Raw genomic sequence first — 23,485 nt, 5'->3', positions numbered from 1 at the left:
TTATTCGATCCCGTAACGGCGCTTCATGTTGGCGGAGAGATTGGCGCGCTTGCCCGCGCCAGCACGTTCGCTTGCCGAAGGGGCCATGCCGCCACGGTTCAAGCCCTGAGCATTCGCCGTCCAGAGGCGCGGCGGCTGGTATTCCTGTTCGCTCTGGGTAGCCGCGCCATCGGTGCCGCGCGGCGCGGCGTTCATGAGCGCGATAGCTTCCTCAACGGACATGCTGGTTTCGAAGGCCAGGTACTCGGCAAGAGCCTCGCGGCCTTCGGCCTCATCGGATTTCATGATGGCCTTCATGCGGGTCTTGACCGCGTTGGCTGCATCATCCTGCGGCATAGTTTTCTCCTTGGATTTCGGCGTTTTCAGCGCCTTGGACGGGTTGCTGGAACCCCAGTTTTGAGAGGCCGCAAGCGCCACCAGCTTTTCAGGCGCGTTGCGGAATTGGCGGTAATCGAAGGCGGCGACAATCGAACCGGACTTGGCGCTGCTGGCATCCGCGAAACCGGCGCTTGCCGCCTCTTCCGGGGAAAACCACGTTTCGGCCTTCATGATTTCGCGGCAGGCAGCGACGCTCTTGCCCGACTTCGCCGCATAGACACGGGCGTAGGCGGTCGCGAGCGCTTCAAGGGCTTCAATTGTCTTGGAATGGTCGTCGCTGTTGCCGACCGTGACGGCTGCGGGATCGTGGATCATCATCACGGAACCCGCTGCCATGGTGACTTTCTTGCCGGCCATGGCGATCAACGAGGCGGCGGAAGCGGCAATGCCCTCAACGACCACATCGAGCCGACCGGGATAGGATTTCAGGAGCGCGTAAATCGCAGCGCCTTCGGTGGCGATGCCGCCCGGAGAGTTGACGTAGACGGTGATCGCGGCTTTGTCATCGAAGCCGGCCAGCGCGTAAAACACGTCCGTCGAGCTAAAACCGTCTTCACCCGACTGAAACTCGCTGGATTGCACGGAACCGGTCAGGCGAATGGTATTCTTATCAACGATAGCGCTCATTTCAAAAACTCCCCGGAGGAAAGGACGGCGCGCGGATCGGCGTCGATACGGCGAAGCACGTCGATCCCGCATTGTTCGGCATGGCGAATGATCGCCTCTTCGGCGCACTCAAGCTCAAGCAGCTCGCGTTCGGCCTTCTCCAATTCGCGGGCGCGGTCGGCGGTGGAGATGCCCTTGGCCGAGCTGTAGCTTTCGGAGATCGCGCCGCCGATCAGGTCGCGGAGCGGCCCAAAGATCGCAGCGGCGATGATTTCCAAGGGAACGCTGCTTGCCGGCTGGCGATAGCCGGGGGCAGTGAAGCGAGCAGCAAGGTTTTCGACGGCGCTGCCAGCGGTCGCCGCCTCAATCCAGTCATTCAAACGCTGCAAGGCTTCGTCGGACGAAACCGGAGCCTGCTGGATTTTGGTGATGGAATAGCGCTTGAGGACGATGCGCTTGCGGATATCCTCAAGCGTCGTCATCAGGGTTTGGCCGCCCGCAACCGACTTTTCCACGATGCGGCGGAGATCGATATCGCTCATTGCGCACCTCCGTTCTGCACGCGCTGCGCGGCCCATGCTTCGCAGGTCTTGCGTAGGCGATGCGCGGCGGTGGCGCGCTCCTGAAGCAGTTCGATCGAGGCTTCCTGTTCCTCGATATGCTGGTCGATTTCGGCCTGTTTGGTGCGAAGCTGGTCGATGCGGCGGCGGATGCTGCCGCGCTCGCTGGCCAAGCCGTCGCGGCGCTGCTCGGCGAGAAGCTGGCGACGAACCTCTTTCGAGGCGGACAATTCCACGTCCAGCGTGGCGCGGGCCTGTTCCAGCGCGGCGTTTTCGCGGGCGCTGATCGTGCCGAGCACAGTCAGGCGGCTAAGGTCGATGGTCATTCGGTATATCCCCGTTGATGATTTGGAAAATCCCGCCCGCGACCTGAAATTCAAACAGCCTCTTGAATTTCACGTTCGAGGATCTGGCGAAGGCGGGCTTCTTGCGGCATGCGCATCCCGGCGTTGAGGACGCGCCAAAAGGTGGTCGCCGGCTCTGAGGAAGGCGCGGAGGTGGCGCTTTTCTCGCGTTTCCAGCGCCCGGCCTCGTAGCGTTCGAAGGCTTGCCGCATGCGGCGGCTGGCAACGCTCGGAGCCAAGGCACTCCACTCCGGGTGAATGTTGCGCAGGTGCCGCAACATGTCGTCGCGCTGGGCGTTCTTCACGGCATTGGCGGCACTGATACCGCCGTGCCGGCGCGTTCCGAACGCCTGATCAAGCGAGATTTCGCCAGCCGTTTCGAGGAAGGGTGAAAGCCCTTGCAGCATGAAGAGCGAGAGGTGGTAAGGGAGCGGACGGCCCGCCGCCACATACTGCGCGACCTGCCCCAACCAGCGCAGCGTCGTTCTCGGATCGGTGCTTGCCTTAGTCACGGTCGCCACCCGTGCAGATGCGTGCAAAACACGTGTGCACACGTGTATCCGTGTACCGCTTGCAAAGGGTGCAACTGACGAAATCGCGCAGTCCCCCAGGCCCGTCCAGCAGGCTCTTTGGTCGCACGGTCCCTGAATGGGGGCGGGTGTCAGCCATACGCCGCCTCCATTTCGCGATGACGAACCGTCAACTCTTGAAGCCAGATGAATTGCCTTGGTGTGATGGCGAACCGGTCGCCCCCGCATTCGGCGCGCGCCAGCATGTTGCAAACGAAGCCGTGCTCCCGATCATTCAGGAAGGCGTCCGCAAGCAGCATCCGCGTCGTCTTCAACACCTCATCAGCCGACATGGCCGCGCCGACAAGCTCTTTGGGTGCTTCCTCGCGGTCGCGGTAGACGATCCTCTCTTCCACCACGATACGATCACGGTAGACAATCCGCTCAATGACGCGCGGCTTTCGCGGCCTACCCAATGCCGCGACCAGATCGTGTATCGAAGCGTCTTTACCGCTCAAGGCTCGCAGGATCGCTGCCACAGTGGCGAGGACTTCCCCCGGCTGGTCACTGGTCAGCATCGGCAGGAGCTTGCGCAGCCTTTTGATTGTTTTCGTATCCAGTTCGGCCATTGCCCGCGCCTCGGTGACCTAACCGCGCGCTGCGGTCGAGGTGCGCCAGTAGCGCGACCATTTCTCAGCGGACCGTGCCTGCCGTGTGGGCGGTTGATTTGAGGGCTCTCGGACGGAAGCTGCATACTCCCTCTCAAAAGCCGATTTTTCAGTTTCCACACACTTGGAAGGAGAGGTTTTTATTTGAGTCAGTGAAGTGCTCAAACGTTTGAACCCTATGACCTGCTCGATCCACCCGCGCCACGACGACGAAACAATCTTGATGATGTTGGTAAGGCTCTTGCCGGATCGCTGCGGGCGCTCTCGAACGGAGATATGCTCAACGCCCTTCGAGCGCGCCTTACGAAGAGCGTTCTGCACTGACGTACGACCAACGCCGGCTAAACGTGCGATCTCATCAATGCAGAGATCACAGAAGCCTTTTTCGCTGCAACGTTTGGCAATTACACAGAGGGCTGCACGTTCGGCCTCGGAATAGCAGGCGCGGATTTCAGGCGGCATGTTGCCAGCACTCGACCATGTGCGGCGGCGCTGAATTTCCTTGGAGCGCTGCTCGCTGGTGACCGGACGGCGGCGGGCTCGCGCTACAACGCGCTCAGCCGCCCGTGCCGACGATTGCTTTTCGTATGCCTTGCTCGCGGGCCTCGTGCCCTGTCCTGTTTCAAAGTAGCGGTCGCGGTCGTCGTATGGGCGCGACAGAAGGCGCGTGCGCAGCAGCGCGTTGCTGACTGGGAAAGAGCCGGTCATCGCGCTTTCCCGTACTGCAGCACATGAGCGGCCTTCGTCACCTCGACAGCTTCAGGGTTCGATAGGCCGAACTTTTCCTTCAGGAAGGGGATAACCGGGCCAACAACGGCCGAACGATTGAGGACAAGCCAGCGCGCAGCATCGTCGATTGATGAGACACTGCCATTTACAAAAGACTGAAAAGCCTCAACTTTCTTAGATGTCTCACTTACCGTTAAACTATTGTTTTTCCGGTTATCTTGTGGGCTCTCATCGCCCACCATTTTTCAGATCTATTTTTCATCAGATTATTGTGTCGGAAGCAGATCAATTGCTCTCTGGCGAAATGCTTTTCGAAGGCGCTATGGCGCGCCGCTCAATAATTGCCGGTGATGACGATCGTCAGAAGCACTACGGAAACGAGCACGAGAGCCGCTATGATCATAAGCAGCTCTTTCAGCATAAATCTTTCCATCTTACTGCCATCCATGACGTTTGCTCCCGGCAAACAGTTCTGTGTTCTCTATCCCAACGTCGAATCGCTGCGTTAAGTTTATTGCAATTCCGCATATAAGCGGCTGCCATGTCAATTTCAGGGTCGCATCGCCGATGCTTCGGGCGATCACGGTATATGGACCTTCTCTGGCTTCTGCCGCGGTGCCTTATCCATGTAGGCGCCTGGCAGGTTGACCGTTCCTGACAGCAATCTTTCGGCAATCCGTGCGGCCGCCGCCCGCGCGCCCGCCTTCGAGCAGAAATTGCCCCGCACTTGCACGCTTGCAGCAAGCAGCCTGAAGAATGCGTCGCGGAGCTCTGCCAAAGGCAGTTCCGGATCCAGCCAAAACCGATCCAAGGGCTTCTGATCAGTCAGCCCCGCCATGTCGTAGACGGCCGTGCCGAGGACCTTGACCGGCTTATCCGCCTGCAGAGCTGAAAATGCCGCCGTGGAATTGACCGTCACCATGCCTTGGCTTGCGGCGGTTAATTTTTCGAGATTTCCGCCATCGATGAAATGAACCCGGTCGGACAAACCGGACGATGCGCTGATTTGAGCGATATAGGCTTTCCAATCGACGAGCCCGTTGTCGAGCGGATGCAGCTTGACGACAAGATGCGTTTCGGGCGCCGCATTCGCGGCGAAGGACCGGAGAATCAGCCTGATGGCATCCTCTTGCCGATGGAAGGGCGAGTGCGAACGCAGTTGATAGTCCGTCTGAAGCTGCAAAGGGTAGACGAAGAATCGCCTCCCACCGCCGATCATCCGTTCAATAGTGCTTTCCGCCTCGCCTGCCCTTCTGTCGCTTGAGGGAAGCCTGCGCAGCCAGCCGGCGTACTCCATCAGCGGATGGTAGAGCCCGTGCCGCCGGTAACCGGGATAGAGAAACCACAGAAAAACAGTCGGCAGATAGTAGGCGAGGTCGTAAAGCGCTTCGGCAAGGAACGACTGACTGAAGCGCCGCGCCCAGTCCGGCTCGGGCAGGTTCGCCGCCGCCTCGATGATATAGGCGGGGTCCGCCGGAAAGTGGGAATTGGAAGACAGCCCGTCACGCTCGAGTGTCACCCAATCCGGCCGTAAATATCCCATCTCCACGACGTTGATGCTGGCACCCAGCCTTTGTGCTTCTTCGATGACGACGCGATGATAAGGGCGTTCTTCACCGTGCAGAATCACATCCGTAATGCCGTGGGCTTCGATTTGGCTGTGAATATAGTCGCGCCAGCCGGTGAAATCGCCGCGGTAGCTCACGGCATGCCCCCAACGCCAGGATATCCAATCCCCGGCATTGAGATTGATGCGGATGCATCGGCTGCCTGCGGCCTGCAATATCCTGGCGATCTCAACGAATAGAGGCGAGGACGGCCCCTGAAGGAAGAGAAACACTCGCGGGGAAACGCCTCCGGGCCCCTGCCCTTCAGCCATTCTCCGGAACCTCGGTGCTAAGGCCCGCATAGCGCAGCAAGGTGCCGATGAGGTTCCAGGGCGCTTCTTCCTGCGGCGGTTTCGGCCTCTGCGTGTGCGCCCGCGCACGCCCTAGAGGAACGATGATGTAATCGGTGCGCGGATCCGGGAAAGGATCGGCAAAAGCCTTCAGCAAGGGCGCGTGATCGCCATAGAACAATAGCCAGACCGGACGATCCAGCCTGTCGAGATGATGGGCGAGATTGCCGAGCGCATGATCGGCGCGCATCAAAAGCTCGCTATAGATATCCACCGGATTGACGAGATCGCCGCATCGGCCGGGCTCCCAGGGGCCGTGATTCGCCATGGATGCCACGAAGACAAAATTCTTGGCGGTGCCATCCTCGTCGATCGCCCTGATCACGCTTTTCGTCAGCGTGAGGTCGCTGACATAGGGGCCATCGCGCTCCGGATTGTGATCGAATTCATCCAGCATCATCATCCGGTCGAAGCCGAGCTGCGGCAGTGCCTTGTGGCGCAGGAAAAAGGTCCTGTCGTAAGGGTGAATGAACTGCGTCTTCCAACCGGCCTTCTTCAGCCGTGCGGGCCAGACGACGTCCTTGTAGTGGCTGGCGCGCAGATAGGGATAGCTCGCATCGATATGGACGTTTTCGGGCAGCAGCCCGCTCAGCATCGCAAATTCGGTGCGCAGCGTGTACCCCCCCTCGAAGACGCTGGTCATCCGGCCCCATTGAGCCGCCTGAGCGCGCAGCCGGTCAAGATTGGGAAGCTTGACGCTTTCGACGCCGAAATGCCTTAGGTCGATGAAGGATTCGGATTGCCATATGACGACGAGCGGTTCGTCGTCGCCATGCTCCCACAGCTCCTGCAGCGCTGAAATGAAGCGCTCCGACAGCTGCGTGACGATCGCCTCGCGTCTGACGCCGACCCAGATGACGAAATGAAAGACGACCGAAGCGAAGGTGCCGAATCGCACCGTATCCATCTTGACGTCGACCTTGCCGAGAAACCTCTGCGTGAAATGGCAAACCGGCTCGCTGATGATCCTGCTGAACAGGGCAAGCCATGGCGAAAAGGCGACGGCCAACATCAGGAGAATCCAAAGAACACCGTTCTCGGCCGGCAGGACAGACGGTTCCCAATACATATAGAGACCGCTGAGGCCGAAGACGTAGCCGAAGGCGATTACCCAGAAGAAGATATTCAGCGACGTCGCGTAGAAAATCTCCTTGTATTTGAAGACGTCGACCACAAGCGCGATGTCTGAAAAGACCAAGGGTTCCCGGATGAACTCGAACTTTGCCCGCGAAATCCCGGTGAAGATGACAAAGAAGCTGATGACCGCCTGGGTGCTGTAGATCGGACGCCAGGAAATCGCAAAGAAGGCGGCATAAATCAGCACGATAACGGGAATTCTGGCCGCCCAATCGTAAATCAGGCGTTGCCAGCTTCTCTCGGTGCGATTCTGCGCATTGATGGCCGCCGGCATTGCGAGGCTATCGGTAAGAAACACCACGACGCAGGAAAACGCGAAGCCGGCAAGAGTCAAAAGAATTGGAAAATCATGAAGTTTCAAGACTATGTCATCCAAATGCCCGCTGTCTGCAGCAGCGTTTTTCAACCCGTGAAGCGCGGGCGCCGATTCCCTCGCTCACTTTTTTCCGGCCATGTGTGCCGATAGCACAACGCTGACGATTATTTCGTATTACTTACCATGATCAAAACCTCTGTCGGTCACGTCGGCAAGGCTTTCCGTTGCTTCTTGCCCAATTATTTTTCTCGTTTTCCGCGAAATAAACCACATCAGCGGCGGCTTAATCAGCGGCCCGAAATAAGCAAGCGCCGCCAGCGAAAAACCGAAATGGATTTTCGCCTTGCCCTGTTCCAGTCCGCGAACGATTCTCGCGGCCACCGCCTCCGCGCTCCACGGCTTGACAGAGCCCATGAGGATTTTCGCTTCGGCGGGTCGCATGGAGATTTCCCGCCGATATTGCGGTGTCAGCGTATCGGGCGGGAAGCAGATGGATATGCGGACGCCAAAAGCCTCGGCTTCGGCGCTCAAGGCTTCGGCAAAGCCGACCAGCGCCGACTTGGAAGCGCAGTAGGCCGTGTAGCCGAAAATGCCGACCAACGCAGCGCCGGAGGAAATCATCATGATCCTGCCGCTGCGGCGGGCCTTCATGCCCCTATAGACCGAGCGCACCGCATTTGCGGTTCCGAGGAAATTGATGGAAATCTGCTCTTCGAAGATGGAGGCCGACATCGCGTCGAAAGCGCGCGGTTCGACAATGCCGGCGGAGGCGATCAGAATATCGCAGGGGCCGAACGACGCTTCGCAGATCTCTATTGCAGCCGTGGTCTGATCAGCGGAAGCCACATCGACGGAGGCTATTTGAACACGGGCACTGTCGATGCCGGAAAGCGATATGATCTCCGCCCGCGCCTGCTCAAGCCGCCCAGGATGGCGTGCGAGAAGCGATACTCGATCGCCTCTGGTCGCATAGAGTTTCGCTATCGCCAGACCGATTCCGCTTGAGCCTCCGGTGACGATAACATGCATGCAATGATCGTCCTAAGTTATGGCCTGCCTGCGGCTTGGCTCGTCGGCAGCAACTGCATCATCTTGTCCATGTCGAGCGAGGCCAGACCGAAATTCCTGTCCTGCAAATCCTTGAGTTTCCTCGCGGTAAGCGCAACTGCACGGCGGATTTGCTCCTCGGTGTGGTTACAGGTGATGAAGAAGCGCAGCCGCGCCATTCCCTCCGGCACGGCCGGATGGATGATGGGCAGCACGTTGATGCCCTCCGCCAGCAGATCGTTCGAGAGCTGGGCAGCACGAAGCGAATCGCCGACAATGACCGGCACGACCGAGTAACCGACGCTCAGGCCGGTATCGAGACCCGCCGCTTTCGCGCATTCGAGAAACAGGTGGCCATTGCGCCTGAGCCGCTCGGTTCGCTCAGGCTCGGCCTGCAGGATATCGAGGCTGGCGATGGCGGCGGCGGCGAGAACCGGCGAGAGACCGACGCTGTAGACGAAGCCCCCCGCCTCCGCCTTCAGGATATCGGCAAGCGCGCTGCTGCCTGCAATATAGCCGCCGCAGCTCGACGTCGTCTTCGACAGCGTGCCCATCCAGATGTCGACATCACGCGGATCGAGCCCGAAATGCTCGAAGGTGCCGCGACCCGTCTTGCCGAGGATGCCGAGCGCATGCGCCTCGTCCACCATCAGCCAGAAACCGTAGCGCGCCTTCAGCTCCAGCAGAGCCGGCAGGTCGGCGACATCGCCATCCATCGAATACACGCCCTCGACGATGACGAGGATACGACGGAAGTCGGACGAGAGCGTCTTCAGAATGCCCTCGAGATTCTCGACGTCGTTATGCTTGAAAAGCCGGCGCACGGCACCCGCGAGCTTGATGCCAGCCAACGCGCTGTTGTGAATGAACTCATCGTGGATGACCAGATCCTGCGGTCCCATCAGACAACCGATCGTCGCGACATTGGTCAGGTAGCCGCTGACGAAGCAAACCGCGGCATCGACGCCGTAGAGACGGGAAAGCCGCTGTTCCAGTTCCACATGCCCCGGCCGCTCACCGGCAACGAGGCGGCTGGCGGACGCGGAGATTCCAAAACGATCGATGGCCTGCTTGGCGCTCGTCGCGACCTGCGGGTCGGTATTGGTCGCCAGATAATCATAGGAGGCGAAGTTGATGAACTCACGCCCGCCGATGCGGGTCGTCGCACCGGCTGCGCCGTCGTGGGAGCGATAAAAAGGATTGCCGACACCCAACATCGCGACCGCCATGCGCTGCGTCTCGACGCGCTTGTATTCCGGCAGATCCTCGAAGCGCGCCGCCTGACGATGCTGTGGCTGCGATTGCCTATTCAAGCGTTCGGCCCGATTGCGCCCCGAAGACTCACCGACGCGACGCATCTGTTCCAGCAGGTTGCTTTTCGTCTGTTCCACCGCTCTGTCGCCATCGGCATCTTGCGTCGTCACTGGGCGACTCTCTTTTCCTGCTCCCCGGCATGGCTGCGCGCCAAACGTTCGACCACCTGGTCTTCGTTCACCGCGGAGCCCTCCGTCTCGTCGCTGCCGCGATTCATGACACGGTCACGCAAACGGCTGACCACATCGCTGACGGTCGTGCCTTCGCCTACGCCACTCAGGGGAATGTCGAAGCCGGTCTTCTGCTGAAAGCTCATGCCGAGCTCCATGGCCATCAGGCTATCGAGGCCGATATCCTTCAGGACCTTGTCGGGTGTCACGGTATCCTCGGTCACACGCAGGATCGCGGCAATCTCAAAGGCAACGAGCGCATGAAGAGCGGCCTGCGCCTCCTCTTCCGACTTGCCCTTGATCAACTCCCTGAGATCGATGGCGTCGCCTTCGTTCAATGATTGATGGCTGCCGGTATGGCGCATCAGCGGCTCAAACAGCGACCGGCCGGCAATTGGCAGCAGGCGGGCGGCGTTCCAGTCGATTTCGGCGATCATGACGGCTGCGGCATCGACCGTGCCGGTATCGGCCAGTATGTAGCGCTCGACCTGCTCCAAGGCGTCGCGGGCCTTCAGAGCGGCCTTGCCAATGCGCTTCGACAGCAGTTCGTTGACCTCGCCGTTGCGGGCAAGGAACCCCTTGTCGGCGATAGCACCGAAACCAACGGCGAGCGCAGACCTGCCTGCCGCGCGGCGCGCTCGCGCCAGCCCCTCCAGATAGCCGTTCGCCATCACATAGTTCGCCTGCCCGGGATTGCCGAGCATGGTCGTCGCCGACGAGAACAGCAGGAAGAGTTCCAGCTTGTCCTTCTGCGTCAACCGGTCGAGGATTTCGGCGCCGCGTATCTTGACCTCTACGACCGGGCGATTGCGCTCCGGCGTCAGGTTGGCAAGAAGCGCATCGTCGAGGACCATGGCGGCATGAATGATGCCCTTCAACACACCTTCGGTACGAAGCGAGACCAGCAACGCTTCGACAGCGGCTTCATCGGTGATATCGCAGGCGTGCAGCGTCGTCGTTGCGCCATGCTTTGCCCACTCGCCTATTCCCTTCTTCGTCTCGGGATCGGCTTCGCCCCGGCGTGAGCACAAAGCGATGCGGCGCGCACCCTTGGAGACAAGCCAATCGGCGGCGGCAAGTCCAAAACCGCCGATGCCGCCGACAACCAGGAAGATGCCTTCGGAATCGAAACGCAAGACCTTTGCCGGCGCTGGCAGGACGCTATCGATACCGATGACGGGCGGCCGCACGACGATCTTGCCGATGTGGCCGGCATTCTGCATCAGCCGGAACGCGTTGCCGATTTCATCATAATCGAAGGCGCGGTAAGGCAGCGGCGTCAGTTTTTCTTCTGCAAAGAGCTGACCGATTTCAGCGAAGATCCGCCGCGTCAGGTCAGGCACATTGACCAGCAACTGATCGGCATCAATGCCGAAATAGCTGACATTGCGCCGGAACGGGCGCAGGCCGATCTTGCGGTCGGAATAGTAGTCGCGCTTGCCCAGCTCCAGGAAACGCCCGAAGGGTTTGACCAGTTCGATGCTGCGCTCCATCGCCTCAGCGAAAAGCGAATTGAGAATGAGATCGACGCCTTCGCCGCGCGTGAACTGACGGACGCCCGCGACGAAATCCAGAGAGCGCGAATCGAGCACATGATCGGCACCGAGCATTTCGAGGAAGCGACGCTTCTCGACCGTGCCGGCGGTTGCGATCACCTTGGCGCCCTTGAGCTTGGCTATCTGGAGCGCGGCAAGACCGACGCCGCCGGCGGCTCCATGGATCAGGATGGTTTCGCCCGATTGAATGCGTCCCAGTTCGACCATCGCGTAGTAGGCCGTCAGGAAGGCGACCGGTACCGTCGCGGCAGCAATGGTTTCCATCTTCTCCGGCAGCCTGGTCACGCCATCGCGGCGGACATGCACATGGGTCGAAAACGCCGCAGGGCCGATGCCCATGACCTTGTCGCCCGGCTGCAGATCGTCGATCGCATCTCCCACCGCCAGAATTCGCCCCGCGAACTCCATGCCGATCGTGGCACCGGCAAAGCCGTCCTCCAATGCCTCTTCCGGCAGAAGGCCCATCGCCCACATGACATCGCGGAAATTGAGGCCGGTGGCCTCAACGGCAACAACGACTTCCCCCGCCTCCGGCACAGGAAGGTTTGTTTCCTCCCAGGCCAGGCTATCCAGACGACCGCTTACATGCTGCCGGATCGTCGCGGCGGCAATGTTGTGGCGGTTCGTTTCGACGGCGGCGAAGGGACCAGCAGCGGCCCTGATTTCCCGGATTTCTCCCGTGGAGCCATCCAGAATCCACTCTCTGTTATCCGTCTCCGCGGCCAGAAGCATCTCGACGGAAGAAATCGTCCGCCTGTCATTCGCATCGGCGTCCAACAGATGCACGTCGAAGCCGTCATACTCGTTCTGGAGAACGCGTGCGAAGGCCCATAGGCCGGCATTGGCAACATCGATGGACGCGCTGGCGAGCGGCGAGCCGCCTGGTGCGACAATGACCAGCCGCGGCCTTCCGCCATCGCCATGTCGCGACAAAGCGTCTGCCAATTCGGTGAATATCGAAAGACGAGCCAGCGACAAGTCGGTCGGATCACGATCGCGCTTTCCATCCGCCAGATAGACGACCCGACGCGGTTCGCGGTCGAGAGTTTCCAGCGCGCCGACAATATCTACGGGTGACGTGCCGACATCGATGACGATCGTTCGCTTATCGAGCCTACCTATGCCCTTCTTGCCCTGTTCGGACAAAATCAGCATCGGGTTCGCGGCATCTGCTTGTCCATTTGCTTCCAACTGACGCTCCGCGGCAGCGGTCACAGCAATCAACGCGCCGTCCGGAAAGGTCAGTTCGTGAACATGCGTCTTGGTAAAGCCCAGGGTGGCCAGAAGATTCTCGACCTGCTGCGGCGTGCCGAGCCGCCCGACAGGGAATTCCGGCGACTGGCTGTCCGCAAACCAGCCTTCCGACAGACCAAGGACGAAATCGTTGAAGGCGCTCGGTGCGCGATCGGCCAGCAGCAACTGCCCGCCATGGGCCGCGGTCCTCCGGACGATCGCCCTGACGCCGTCGTCGTGCCGCAGAAGATGCTGGGCCTGATCACCAGACGCAACGACGATGTCGGCGACCGTTCGATCCGCCAGTTTGGCCGGTTCGGTCACGATCACATGCGGATCGCGCTCGAAGGCGATTTCCAGCGCGCGGCGCATCTGCTCGCGCGGTTCGGCAATGATCAGGCAGGCACTTGCCGCCGCCGCGATCGCAACCAATCTGCGGCTGAAGGCCGGCGATACCGAGCCTATTTCGAGAATATGCCCGATGGTTTCCGGATTGGCCTCGATGGACGACGTCAACGCTGCCGCTAGTATCGAGAGCCGTCTTTCGCTCAAGGGAGATTGAACGAGCACATGCTCCAGCGTCGCTGCACTCGGCGCATTTATCCCCGATGCCGAGGATTCGTGCCCCAAGACATGCGGGCGCATGGCCGCCAGACGGTCAAGCGTCTCGCGATAGGCATTGTTGACGAGAACGGTTTCGGCCACGCGGCCAGCGTCCTCGCGATAAATCTCCTGCAGAAGCTCGGCCACCGGCGGCAATGTCGGTTCCCGCGGAATATCCCAATCGCCACCCTTTGCCGAGGCTATGCCGGCATCCTCGAGAATATAGAGGCAGTTTACGAGGAAGGATCTGAACTCGGGCTCGCCGGGCAGACTGGAATACGAGACGACGCCACTCCTGTCGGCAACCGCCAAGGCGATCTCGTGGCAGGCACGATAGATCGCGGCGTCGAGAAGAAGGGTCGCATTGTTGAGCGAATGGTCCCGATCGGCGCCAGGCACAGGCAAACTATCAGGCAGTACCGTTCCCGAACTTTCGCGGCGGGCAAAGACGGTCGAAGGAATGCTCTCATAATGAAATGCGACGGAATCAAGTGTCGCGCGGCGGCGCAGATGCGTGCGGCGGAAACGGCAATCGTCAAGAATGACAATCTGCTCGCCGCCCGCATCGAACAGGCGGAAACGGGCCTTGATCGAATTCGCGCTGAACCGATCGATCTCGATCGTCGCTTTGACGATAGGCCGTCCCTTGCCAAAAACCCTGATCGCGCCGAAGCGAACCGGAATATAGGGCGCACCGGCTTCGTCTCCGGAGAGCTGATCGAACAGCGCCACAAGCCCGTGGAACGCGGCGTCGACCGACATGGGATTGAGATTATATGCCCCGAACGGATGCGAGGGTGCTGCCGCCGGATTGAGTTCCACCTCGATAACATCGTGGCCGAACGCAACAGCCTTCGACAGAAGCTGGAAGTGCGGGCCGTAGTGCAGGCCGAAACGCTCGGCCGTTTGGTAGGTCATTTCGGCGGTCAGAACGAGTTTACGCTCCTTGGCCCGTCTTTCGACATGGCCGCCGAGGTCCTCACCCCCAAGCGGCTTGCGGCAGCGCGCGACGGCGTGAACGGTCCAGTCGTCATTGCTCAGACGCTCACGCGACCGGATCTCGATGTCCCCGGTCTCGGGCGACAAGATCGTCGACAGCTCCACCATGCGATCCGGGCGCAGTTCAAGCGGCCGGACGATCTCGAGATTGCCGATCTCGACCTCGTCTGTCCCGAAATATCGCTGTGCGGCCGTAACGGCAATCTCGATGAAACCGCTCCCAGGCATGATCGCCTTGCCGTCGACGACGTGCTCGGCAAGGTCGGCGAAAAGATGGGCGTCGAGATGGTTCTTCCAGTTCGAGCCGTTGATATCAGTCCGCCAGCCGAGCAAAGTGTATGGGCTTTTGCGATCGCGGCCGAAAATATCGATCTCGTCGCTTGTCGGCTGGGTGCGCAGCTCCATCGGTTCGAACGGCAACGGCGGCAACTTGACGAAAGCATTGCGCGTGGCGCTGCCTCGCGCACGCAACGCCGGCGCGCCGTTGGCAACCGCGCGGGCGAATGATTGCGAAACCGGATCGTGACCGGCAAGATGCCCCTCGCGCAGCAGCGTCGGTATCGCGACCACTTGAACCGATGCCTGCTTTGCGATCTCCGCTACATAATTGGAAAGGATCGGGCGCGGCGAAATTTCAACGAAGAGATTACATCCCATCGCCATGGCGGCCTGACAGCCAGCCTTGAAGAGCACCGGATCGCGAACATTGCGCCACCAATATTGCGTATCCAGCAACCGTCCATCGCTGAGTTCGCCCGTCACGGTCGAAATGAAGGTCCCTGTGCCGCTATCCGGCGCCACATCGGGCAGATCCGCGAGGAAGGCATCCTTGGCGCGATCGATGATCGGATGATGAAAAGGATAGTTGATGTCGAGGATGTGCGCCACGATCTGAGATTTGCGCGCAGCATCCCTGAATGCCTCGATCTCGCTGACCGGGCCGGAAATCGTTACCGAATTCGGTGCATTGATCGCAGCGACACAGATATTGTCGAGACCATGCGATCTTGCGAAAGCAAGCGCTGCCTCTTCGTTGAGGACCACGGCCGCCATCTTGCCTTCGCCGGCGAGAAGATCCTGATGCAGCGAACGCTTGGCGACAATGGCAACCGCTTCGGCAGCTGTCAGTGCCTTGGCGGCGTAGGCGGCGGCGATTTCGCCGACGGAGTGACCGAAGACGGCATCAGGCTTGACGCCCATGGCCCACAGGCAATCCGAAAGGGAAGCCTGGACCGCAAACAATAGAGGTTGCGCAATCTTGGTATCGGCCAGACGCGAGGCAAGATCCGGGGCGACCAGAAGATCCGTCAGCTTCTCGCCCAGATAATATTCAAAAAGTGCGCTGAATGACTGAAAACACTGCCGGAAATGACGATTTTCCTCATAGGCGCCGACGCCCATGCCTGCCCATTGGGAGCCGTTGCCGGAAAAGACAAAGGCGATCTTGGCGGGTTGTGCCGGGGCTTCACCGGCCTCGCCGACGGAGCTCTTGCCGGTGAGGTGTGCCTCGATCGCCGCCAGCACCGCAGCGCTGTCCTTGGCACGCGCCGCGAAGCGATGGCGCATCGGTTCGCGATTGGCTGCAGCCGAAGCGACGATCTGGCGAGCCTCCTTGGGCTCGGCATGTTCGAGGCGCGTCCTGTAGTCCTCGAGCAATTTCGAAAGCGCCGAGGCCGTGTGGGCGCTTGCCGCGAAAACCATTCCGTCACCGCGGATTTGCGGTTCGGGCGGCGCAACCGGATCGGGGTCGCTGATGACGACATGTGCATTGGTGCCGCCGAACCCGAAAGAGTTGACGCCGGCAAAGCGCGCCTGCTTCGCCGGAAGAAGCTCGATAGCTGAGGTGTTGACCCGAACGTTCAGTCCGTCGAAATCGATGTTTTCGTTGGGTTGGTCGAAATGCAGCGACGCCGGCAAGAAGTTGTTCTCCAGCGCGATCATCGCTTTCAGAAGGCCGAAAAGACCCGATGCGGGCTCGGTATGCCCGATATTGGACTTGATCGACCCGACCGGCACCGGAGCCCGGCGATTGCGACCGATAACTTCGCCGATCGCCCAGATCTCGGCGGGATCGCCGACCTTCGTCCCCGTTCCGTGACCCTCGACGAAGGCAATGCGATTGACGTCGATATTGTGCCCTTCGTAGATCGAACGCAGCAAAGCGGCCTGCGCCTCGCGCGACGGCATCGAGATGCCGTTGGTGCGGCCCGAGGAATTGACCCCGACCGCGTGGATTCTGGCGTGGCTGCAATCCTTCTCGCGCAAGGCGACGTCGGTCCGGCGCAGCACGATCGCCGCGCCACCTTCGGCACGAACGTAGCCGCGGCCGTTGTCGTCATAGGCGCGGCAAAGGCCTTCCGGCGACAGCATGCGCGCCTGAGCAAAGCCCACGAAAGACATGGGGTGGAGCAGAACATTGATGCCGCCGACGATCGCAGTGTCGATTTCACCGCATTCCAACGCCCGTACCGCCTGATCCAGCGCAACCAGCGATGACGAACAGGCCGTATCGATCGTCATGCTCGGCCCGCGCAGACCGAATATATGCGAGATGCGATTGGAAACGATGGAAAGCGTGTTGCCCGTCATAAAATACGGGCCACCCGATGCAGGGTCCTCGAGGGTCAGATTGCCATGCTCGAGAGAGGATGCCCCGACGTAGACGCCAACCCGCTGGCCTTCAAAGCCGTCGATCGGCAAGTTCGCATCTTCCAAGGCCCGCCAGACGACATTGAGCAGGATGCGCTGCTGCGGATCCATCTGCATCGCTTCGCGTTGCGAAAGGCCGAAAACCGCAGGATCGAAGGCGAATATATTCTCGATGACGCCGGCGGAGTAGCTATAGGTCTTTCCCGGAACGCCTATGGCCGGATGCCAAAAGCGCGCAAGGTCCCAGCGCTCTTCAGGTATGCGGCCTACAGTGCAACGCCCTTCCTTGAGGACGAGCTGAAGCTCTTCGATCGAACCCGCCCCAGGGGCAACGCTTGCGCGTCCGATAATTTCAACCGTCATGATCTCTCAGCAATATTTTACAAAGCGCGTCGTACCGAACTATTCAATTTCATTATCAACTGTTCACACCACAATTATCTGTGGTTGTCACCGACAAAAATCCGGGTGTACAGCGCAATATGCGGCAGTGCAACAATCGAAGCAACATGCTATCCTCGATACCATCAGTGCTTGTGTCTGAAACGCGCTCCGCGCTCGAGTCGGTTGCGGACATTTCTTCACATCACTTCAGGGATCAATTCCACCCCGGCGACAAGGCGTGATCCGTCACGATCATACATATGTCGGTGTCTATGCGCCGATGGAGGTAAAAGCAGACCTTGGCGAAGCCGCGAAATCTCCATTTCTTGACGTTACTGGCCCAGATTGACCGCTGTCGCAGCACCCTGAGAAGCGATGCCCAATGGCGTACCGACAAGGGTCAGGAACTTTCGAATGTCGACGGAGGGATGGCGCGACACATAGATGACGTCGCGGCTCTTGACCGGGAAGGTCTGCCCTACGATCAAGCTGTCCGGATGCGACATGTCGAAACGATAGACGATCGGATAACGCCCTTTGGGGTCCGCGACCATTCCCTTGCGCAACAATTCCTGGAATCGCGCCGGGCCAAGCAGGCTCCTGACGATATCCGGCTCTTCATAACGGAACAGGAAGAAGCCCTTGGCGTTGCTCGAGTCATCGTCGGCGCCATGACCTAAGGCAACAGCCTCGAGGAGATTGAGGTCGTTGGCGCCGAACTCGAGACGGCCGTCTCCGCGAACGGAGCCCATCAATGTGAAGGTTCTGGGATCACGCACCAGGAAGATCTGGTCGCCAGGTTGAACATAGATATCTTCGGACGGATGCTCGATGATCGATTTCAACAGAACCGTCCCGGTCCTGCTGCCGCGAACCAGCGTAACATAGGTTTCATAAGGCTGCGTCACTGATCCGCCGGCCTTGGCGATGACTTGCGTGATCTTTTCCTCGGTCAGATCCAAGGGAACCATCGAGGGACGCCCGACCGCGCCCGAAACCGTAACAGTTCGCGATGCCGTACCCGTGCTCGTCACGATGACATCCGGCTCTACAGCCTTGGTGGCCAGAGCCGCCAGGATCGCCTTGCGAGCCTGCTCGAGTGTCTTGCCCGCGAACCGAACAGAGCCGGCATAGGGGATGGCCGCCGTCCCGTCCGGCTGCACGACGATATCGAGCGACACCTGTTTCGATTGTGCCGTCGAAAACAAGCCATCAGCGCCCGCTTCGAAAATCGTCACCTTCAATGCGTCGCCGACGCCGATAACTACCCGTCCGACACCACCGCCGATACCAAACCGGCGGTTGAGTGTGGAAGAAACATAATCCGAAACCAGACGCGCGGTACGGCTGTCGATGTCGACAATATCAAAAACGGCGGCATTCTTGCGTCCAAGCTCGGCGCTGGATTGTCCCGCATCGCTCGTGATCGCACCGGCCAGCGGCCCTTCGCTCGAGACGGAATTGCATCCAGCTAGAATTACGCAGCAAAATACGGCGCCAACCCGAATCAATTGAACAACCCCAAATTATTAGCTGCCGCCGTTACCTGATGGTTCAGACCGACATAGTATGCATCAAATATGTAGACGCCTTGAAAGCATAACGAGCGGCCGTCAACAAGCCCATTCAACCTAAAGCGCCATCAAAAAAATTCGGTGCGATCATCCGAACACACCTGATATGTGATGAACAATCGACCCCGCTGCGTATAAGCGCCAAGTGCGAATAAGGCAATTTATGTCAATATTATTTGGAGATTTTAAATTAATATTTTCTGAATGATGAAATGATCTATTAAACAATAGGATCAGGAGAAATCGAGCTGAGTCACGAAACCATGTTTTGCGAATCGGCATTTTCTCCGCTTTTCATAGGCTTGCTGGTGCCTGTAGAAGGCATCAATTCCAAACCGCTGTTTCCAGGAATAGCGCATTACAAGAATTCAGAAACTATCGGAGCCCGGCAGTCCCGCCAGAGAAGCATTGAGCGGTAAAGATAGAAATAGAATCTACTTGGCGTCCGGCGGTGTGGTTTTCTGCCCGGAGAGGCGTGCTCTTGGCCGTTCGGAAATGGGCAGCGGCGCTCAATCGTACCGCTAGGGTTGTGAATTGACGGGACGAATAGTACGTCACTCGCAACTGGCGTGGTAATTTCTCCAAATCGGCAAATACCGATGGAAATAAAGGTTATGTCAATGCTTGGTTTTTCAAAGCGATCGCCGAAAAAGTCGTCAAAGGACCCTTTGGAAATATTCGACCAGTACGAGCAAGGCATCCCAAGCCATCAGAATGCGATCGATGCCCTTTCCGGCTGGAATTGTGCTTTTCCCCCTGCCCTCAACTTGAATGCCGGAGCGCTGCCCCTCTACGCAGACGACCGGATAGCGTGGGCCCTGCAATCGTTCGGATCTATCGAAGGCAAGAAGGTCCTGGAAGTGGGACCATTGGAGGGAATGCACACCTATATGCTGCACAGCCATCTCCCGGCGCGAATCGACGCGATCGAAGCAAATCGTCTCTGTTTCCTGAGGTGCCTCGTCACCAAGCAGATTCTGAATATCGATACCGCTTCCTTCATGCTGGGCGACATCCAGTCGTGGCTGACGGAACGCGACGAGACCTATGACTTCGCGCTGGCATCCGGCGTTCTCTATCACATGGCCGATCCCGGGGAATTCCTGCGGCTGCTGGCAAGCCGGACCAAAGCGGTTTTCATCTGGACGCATTTCGTTCTGGAGGACGCAATGCCCGAGGGTGACGTGCGGCGCCTGCCTTTCAGCGGCAAAGTCGAAACCAGAATGGTCGACGGGGTTCCCGTACGTTACTACGAACGAAGCTATCATCACGCCAATGCCAACGCGTCTTTCTGCGGCGGTATGAAGGACCGGCATTTCTGGATGCACCGGGATGACATATTGATGCTGTTGCGTAAGCTCGGTTACAGCGACATCGTCATCAGGGACGAAAACCTGAACCACCCTGGCGGCCCGAGCTTTTCGCTGCTGGCGCGCAAAGCGCCTGATGCTTCCTGACGAGGTTTGAATGCCGGGATTCAAGATCAGCCATATCGCGGGTCGTCTTGACGTGCTTCGGGGCGCGACCGGTAACCTGGTGTTTTTCGAGCACAGTGCGACAAGCAGCGCCGACCGAGTACAAATGCCGGAGAATATCCGTGCTTTTTAATCTCGAATATGATCACGGCACCATTCTCGAGGGTTATCTTATTCCCGACGGCTTTTCCGACCTGCCGCACATCAGGGTATCCGATGCGAACGGCGATTTGATGATCCTGCCATGCGATCAGCTCAAACAGGCTGTCATTGATTCGGGACGGCATGAAAACGGCCGCGTCGGCTTCAAGTTGGATACGACGATCATCCCGGATCTGGCTGAGCGAACATCGCTGATGATCCATGACGCGAAGTCAGGATTGTTGATCTACCGGCGGCCGCAAGTCCCGCAAACAATTCCTTTGAAGATTTTACGGCTTGAAACGCAGCTCCTGCCGATGGTCAAATTCGACTATCACTGCGGCCGCCACTTTCAATATGAGCTGCCGTCCGTAGAGCGTTTCGGTCACGAGACGGCGCTTCAGGCCTTTCATCTGAACGCCATCCAGTCGATCTATATCAGTGGACGTCTGCTGCTGCGGAACTACGAAGAGTTTCTCGACAAGGGATTCAAGGCAATCGTTCTGCTGACTGACCCCTATTACGAATTGGCCCTGCGGATATTTCTTCTGAAACGAATGGCAAGAACTCAAATTTCCTTTTTCGGCGACCGCGACAAGATCATATTGGCGCCCGCTGCGGAGCATTTTGCCGACGTCGATCTTGAGAGCGACGCCTCTCTCAAAATGGCGCTCAAGAAAGCGCCTCAAAATGTCAGAAGCGTTCTCGTGTCACCGGTCACCCGCCAGCTGGCCACGACGATACCGGAACAGCTCGTCACGCGTAGCGATGTGGCCGCCGCGATCGATCTTCTGTCGCGTTTTGCCATCGTGGGCCATGATAGCGACAGTCTTTACTTTCAACATGCGGTTGGCGAGTTGCTCGGGATTCCGATTGACGATTTCCCGTTGCCCTCGAGGCATAGCACCCTTGAAAACATTGCAGCACAACTGCGTTCATTGCATATTGCCGAACTTATGCTCGAGGAAGATTTGATTTTCGATCACTATGTGCGTGAGGCGATGAAACCACCCGCGCCGGAGCTGCGCGAAACGATTGTAAGCCGACATGCCAAAACCAGTCATTGAAGACGCGATAGTTGAAGAATACCCGCGCGTAAGGCCGGCCCGACAGATACTGCCGGCCTTGTTCCGGCGGCGCTCCCCACAACGCCGCGAGCGCGAGGAAATCGAGTACATACCGGTCCATGACGGACAAGAGCCGGAAACCCAATCCGGTGGGAAGCCGCCACTACGGCTACTTGGCTTCCTACTGCTCGTCATCCTGCCTTTTCTGGCCTGCTCGGTCTATTATGCTTTCATTGCTTCGGACCAATATGTCGCGGAGGCCCGCTTTGCCGTTCGCGCAGTCTCCGGTGCGGATGGCAACAGTGATGGGAGCGACCCCTCCGGCGGCGCGGGTGCATCCGGTGTTCTCAACATGCGCTCCGCTTCGCAGGATGCCTATGTCGTCACCAGCTTCATCCATTCTACGGAAATACTGAAACGGATCGGCGCAAACCTCGACTACAAGTCGATGTTTGCAAGGGGAGATGCGGATTTTCTGTCGCGATTTCGCGCTTCGGAATCCGACGAAGAATTTCTGAAATACTGGAACGATCACGTCAGCGCCTATATCGACGTCTCTTCGGGCATCATCACGCTGAAGGTTAGGACGTTCACACCCGATGATTCCGTAAAGCTTGCCGATGCGATCATTCAGGAGAGCGAAAAGCTGATCAACGAGCTTTCCACACGTGCACGCAACGACATCGTCCAAAGCATGAAGGCAGACGTCGAGAAAAGCGGCAAAGCCTATGGCGACACTTTGATTGCACTGAATCAATTCCAGCATGCATCCGGCCTTCTCAGCCCGCAGACGCAGGCCAAGGACAGTGGCACGCTTTTGACCGGACTGCTGGCACAAAAGCTCGAATTTGAAACGCGCCTCTTCGTGATGCGACAGTCCAACGCCGAGAACTCCCCGACCTTTCAACAACTGAACCTGGCCAAGGAAAGTTTGGATGCGCAGATAGACAAGATGAAAACCGAGCTGACAGGCCCGGAAAATGAAAGTCTTGCAAAATCGCTGCTGGAATATTCCAGACTCGATACCGATCGCTTGATCGCGGAAAAGCTCTACGAGAGTTCGCAGAAAAATTACGATGCCGTCCTTGCGGAAGCGTTGCGCAAGACGCTTTATCTTGCGGTATTCGTCAATCCAACTCTGCCGGACGAGGCAATTTTCCCGCGTCGCGTCAGCACGCCGCTGATCATACTGCTTGCTCTGACCGTTGCCTGGGCAACGCTTTCACTCATCTGGGCGTCCGTACAGGATCATCGCATATGAGTAGGGATGCCCGATGATCCGCTTCAAGAACGTTTCGAAGTTCTTCAAGACGCAGAGCGGCAAAAAGATCATTCTCGACCATGTGAATTGCGAGTTCCAGTCGGGTTATTCCTATGGCTTGCTCGGCGTCAACGGTGCGGGAAAGTCAACGACGATACGAATGATCGCCGGCACGATGCTGGCCAATTCGGGCACGATCACAAAGGACGTGCGCGTGTCCTGGCCGCTGGGCTTGAGCAGCGGCTTCAATCCGTTCATGACGGGGCGGGCCAACGTCCATTTCGTTGCCCGCGCCTATGGCGAGGATGTGAGACGCGTATCCCGTTTTGTTGAAGAGTTCGCAGAGCTGGGCGACTATCTGGATGCGCCCGTGCGGACATATTCTTCGGGCATGGGTGCACGACTGGCTTTCGGGCTCTCCATGGCCATAGAATTTGAATGTTACTTGGTGGACGAGGTTCTCGCCGTCGGCGATGCACGCTTTCAGGAGCGTTGCAGGGTCGCATTCGAGAGCAGACGCAAGAATTCCGATATCATCATGGTCTCTCATAGTATGGGCATGATCAAAACGCATTGCGACAAAGGTATGGTACTTGTCGACGGCAGGCTTATCGTCTTCGATGAGGTAGAGCAGGCAATCGAAGCCTATTATAGACTGAACCGATAAGACACGAGGGATTGGCAGCAAGGCCCAATATGGCGCACGACACCGGAAAAGTGACCGAAACAGTCCAGCTCAGCGCGACTGAGCACAGTCGCAACGTGGCCGCGAATCTCTCCGTGACCGCGCGGAAATTGCGTTTTTCGA

The 23,485-nt window shown here is 58.7% G+C and carries 17 protein-coding genes; 4 read left to right on the top strand and 13 right to left on the bottom strand.

The window, feature by feature from the left end; genetic code table 11:
* The 13 genes from AB8B29_RS04660 to AB8B29_RS04600 form a co-directional block, all read right to left on the bottom strand.
* Complete coding sequence (locus AB8B29_RS04660) at positions 1-1,005, bottom strand: head maturation protease, ClpP-related (protein ID WP_439006182.1); 1,005 nt, start codon at positions 1,003-1,005, stop codon at positions 1-3.
* Positions 1,002-1,526 carry a hypothetical protein gene (locus tag AB8B29_RS04655; protein ID WP_439006181.1) on the bottom strand — a complete coding sequence of 175 codons (525 nt, stop codon included), beginning with the start codon at positions 1,524-1,526 and terminating at the stop codon, positions 1,002-1,004. Before AB8B29_RS04655 ends, AB8B29_RS04660 begins: the two co-directional genes overlap by 4 nt.
* Positions 1,523-1,870 (bottom strand): hypothetical protein, encoded by a 348-nt coding sequence (locus AB8B29_RS04650; protein WP_439006180.1) that lies wholly within the window; start codon positions 1,868-1,870, stop codon positions 1,523-1,525. The genes AB8B29_RS04655 and AB8B29_RS04650 overlap by 4 nt, the downstream gene beginning before the upstream one ends.
* A 50-nt stretch (positions 1,871-1,920) precedes the next feature.
* Positions 1,921-2,400 (bottom strand): hypothetical protein, encoded by a 480-nt coding sequence (locus tag AB8B29_RS04645; protein WP_439006179.1) that lies wholly within the window; start codon positions 2,398-2,400, stop codon positions 1,921-1,923.
* Between the two features lie 149 nt (positions 2,401-2,549).
* Positions 2,550-3,026 (bottom strand): hypothetical protein, encoded by a 477-nt coding sequence (locus tag AB8B29_RS04640; protein WP_047559956.1) that lies wholly within the window; start codon positions 3,024-3,026, stop codon positions 2,550-2,552.
* An 18-nt stretch (positions 3,027-3,044) separates the two neighbouring features.
* Positions 3,045-3,773, bottom strand: a complete 729-nt coding sequence (locus AB8B29_RS04635; protein WP_439006178.1) for a hypothetical protein — start codon at positions 3,771-3,773, stop codon at positions 3,045-3,047.
* On the bottom strand, positions 3,770-4,036 hold the full coding sequence (locus AB8B29_RS04630) for a hypothetical protein (RefSeq protein ID WP_439006177.1): 267 nt from the start codon (positions 4,034-4,036) through the stop codon (positions 3,770-3,772). The genes AB8B29_RS04635 and AB8B29_RS04630 overlap by 4 nt, the downstream gene beginning before the upstream one ends.
* Positions 4,037-4,374: 338 nt before the next feature.
* On the bottom strand, positions 4,375-5,673 hold the full coding sequence (locus tag AB8B29_RS04625; RefSeq protein ID WP_439006176.1) for a capsule biosynthesis protein: 1,299 nt from the start codon (positions 5,671-5,673) through the stop codon (positions 4,375-4,377).
* The gene (locus AB8B29_RS04620) at positions 5,666-7,249 is read right to left on the bottom strand and encodes an LTA synthase family protein (protein ID WP_244655126.1); all 1,584 of its coding nucleotides are present in this window, start codon (positions 7,247-7,249) and stop codon (positions 5,666-5,668) included. The genes AB8B29_RS04625 and AB8B29_RS04620 overlap by 8 nt, the downstream gene beginning before the upstream one ends.
* Before the next feature lie 129 nt (positions 7,250-7,378).
* The gene (locus AB8B29_RS04615; protein WP_037194223.1) at positions 7,379-8,233 is read right to left on the bottom strand and encodes an SDR family oxidoreductase; all 855 of its coding nucleotides are present in this window, start codon (positions 8,231-8,233) and stop codon (positions 7,379-7,381) included.
* Between the two features lie 17 nt (positions 8,234-8,250).
* Positions 8,251-9,609: an aminotransferase class I/II-fold pyridoxal phosphate-dependent enzyme gene (locus tag AB8B29_RS04610; protein ID WP_081938710.1), complete on the bottom strand. Its 1,359-nt coding sequence runs from the start codon at positions 9,607-9,609 to the stop codon at positions 8,251-8,253.
* Between the two features lie 62 nt (positions 9,610-9,671).
* On the bottom strand, positions 9,672-17,138 hold the full coding sequence (locus AB8B29_RS04605; protein ID WP_113118941.1) for a type I polyketide synthase: 7,467 nt from the start codon (positions 17,136-17,138) through the stop codon (positions 9,672-9,674).
* Between the two features lie 353 nt (positions 17,139-17,491).
* Complete coding sequence (locus AB8B29_RS04600) at positions 17,492-18,670, bottom strand: polysaccharide biosynthesis/export family protein (protein WP_037194219.1); 1,179 nt, start codon at positions 18,668-18,670, stop codon at positions 17,492-17,494.
* Between the two features lie 731 nt (positions 18,671-19,401).
* On the opposite strand from AB8B29_RS04600, the gene AB8B29_RS04595 reads away from it, so the two are divergent.
* From AB8B29_RS04595 to AB8B29_RS04580, 4 genes are all read left to right on the top strand, one after another.
* Positions 19,402-20,190, top strand: a complete 789-nt coding sequence (locus AB8B29_RS04595; RefSeq protein ID WP_234903716.1) for a class I SAM-dependent methyltransferase — start codon at positions 19,402-19,404, stop codon at positions 20,188-20,190.
* A gap of 251 nt (positions 20,191-20,441) precedes the next feature.
* Positions 20,442-21,416, top strand: coding sequence for a hypothetical protein (locus tag AB8B29_RS04590; protein ID WP_439006175.1), 975 nt, complete (start codon positions 20,442-20,444; stop codon positions 21,414-21,416).
* A complete protein-coding gene (locus AB8B29_RS04585) occupies positions 21,397-22,677 on the top strand; it encodes a capsule biosynthesis protein (RefSeq protein ID WP_113118939.1) in 1,281 nt (426 codons plus the stop codon). The genes AB8B29_RS04590 and AB8B29_RS04585 overlap by 20 nt, the downstream gene beginning before the upstream one ends.
* A gap of 13 nt (positions 22,678-22,690) precedes the next feature.
* The gene (locus AB8B29_RS04580) at positions 22,691-23,344 is read left to right on the top strand and encodes an ABC transporter ATP-binding protein (RefSeq protein WP_037194208.1); all 654 of its coding nucleotides are present in this window, start codon (positions 22,691-22,693) and stop codon (positions 23,342-23,344) included.
* Positions 23,345-23,485: the final 141 nt, after the last annotated feature.

Origin of the sequence: Rhizobium sp. 11_C7_N12_5 (genome assembly GCF_051811145.1) — a bacterium.
Classification (GTDB): Bacteria; Pseudomonadota; Alphaproteobacteria; order Rhizobiales; family Rhizobiaceae; genus Rhizobium; species Rhizobium lusitanum.
Note: the sequence above shows the minus strand (reverse complement) of the source record. Positions and strands in the feature narration are given on the sequence as shown.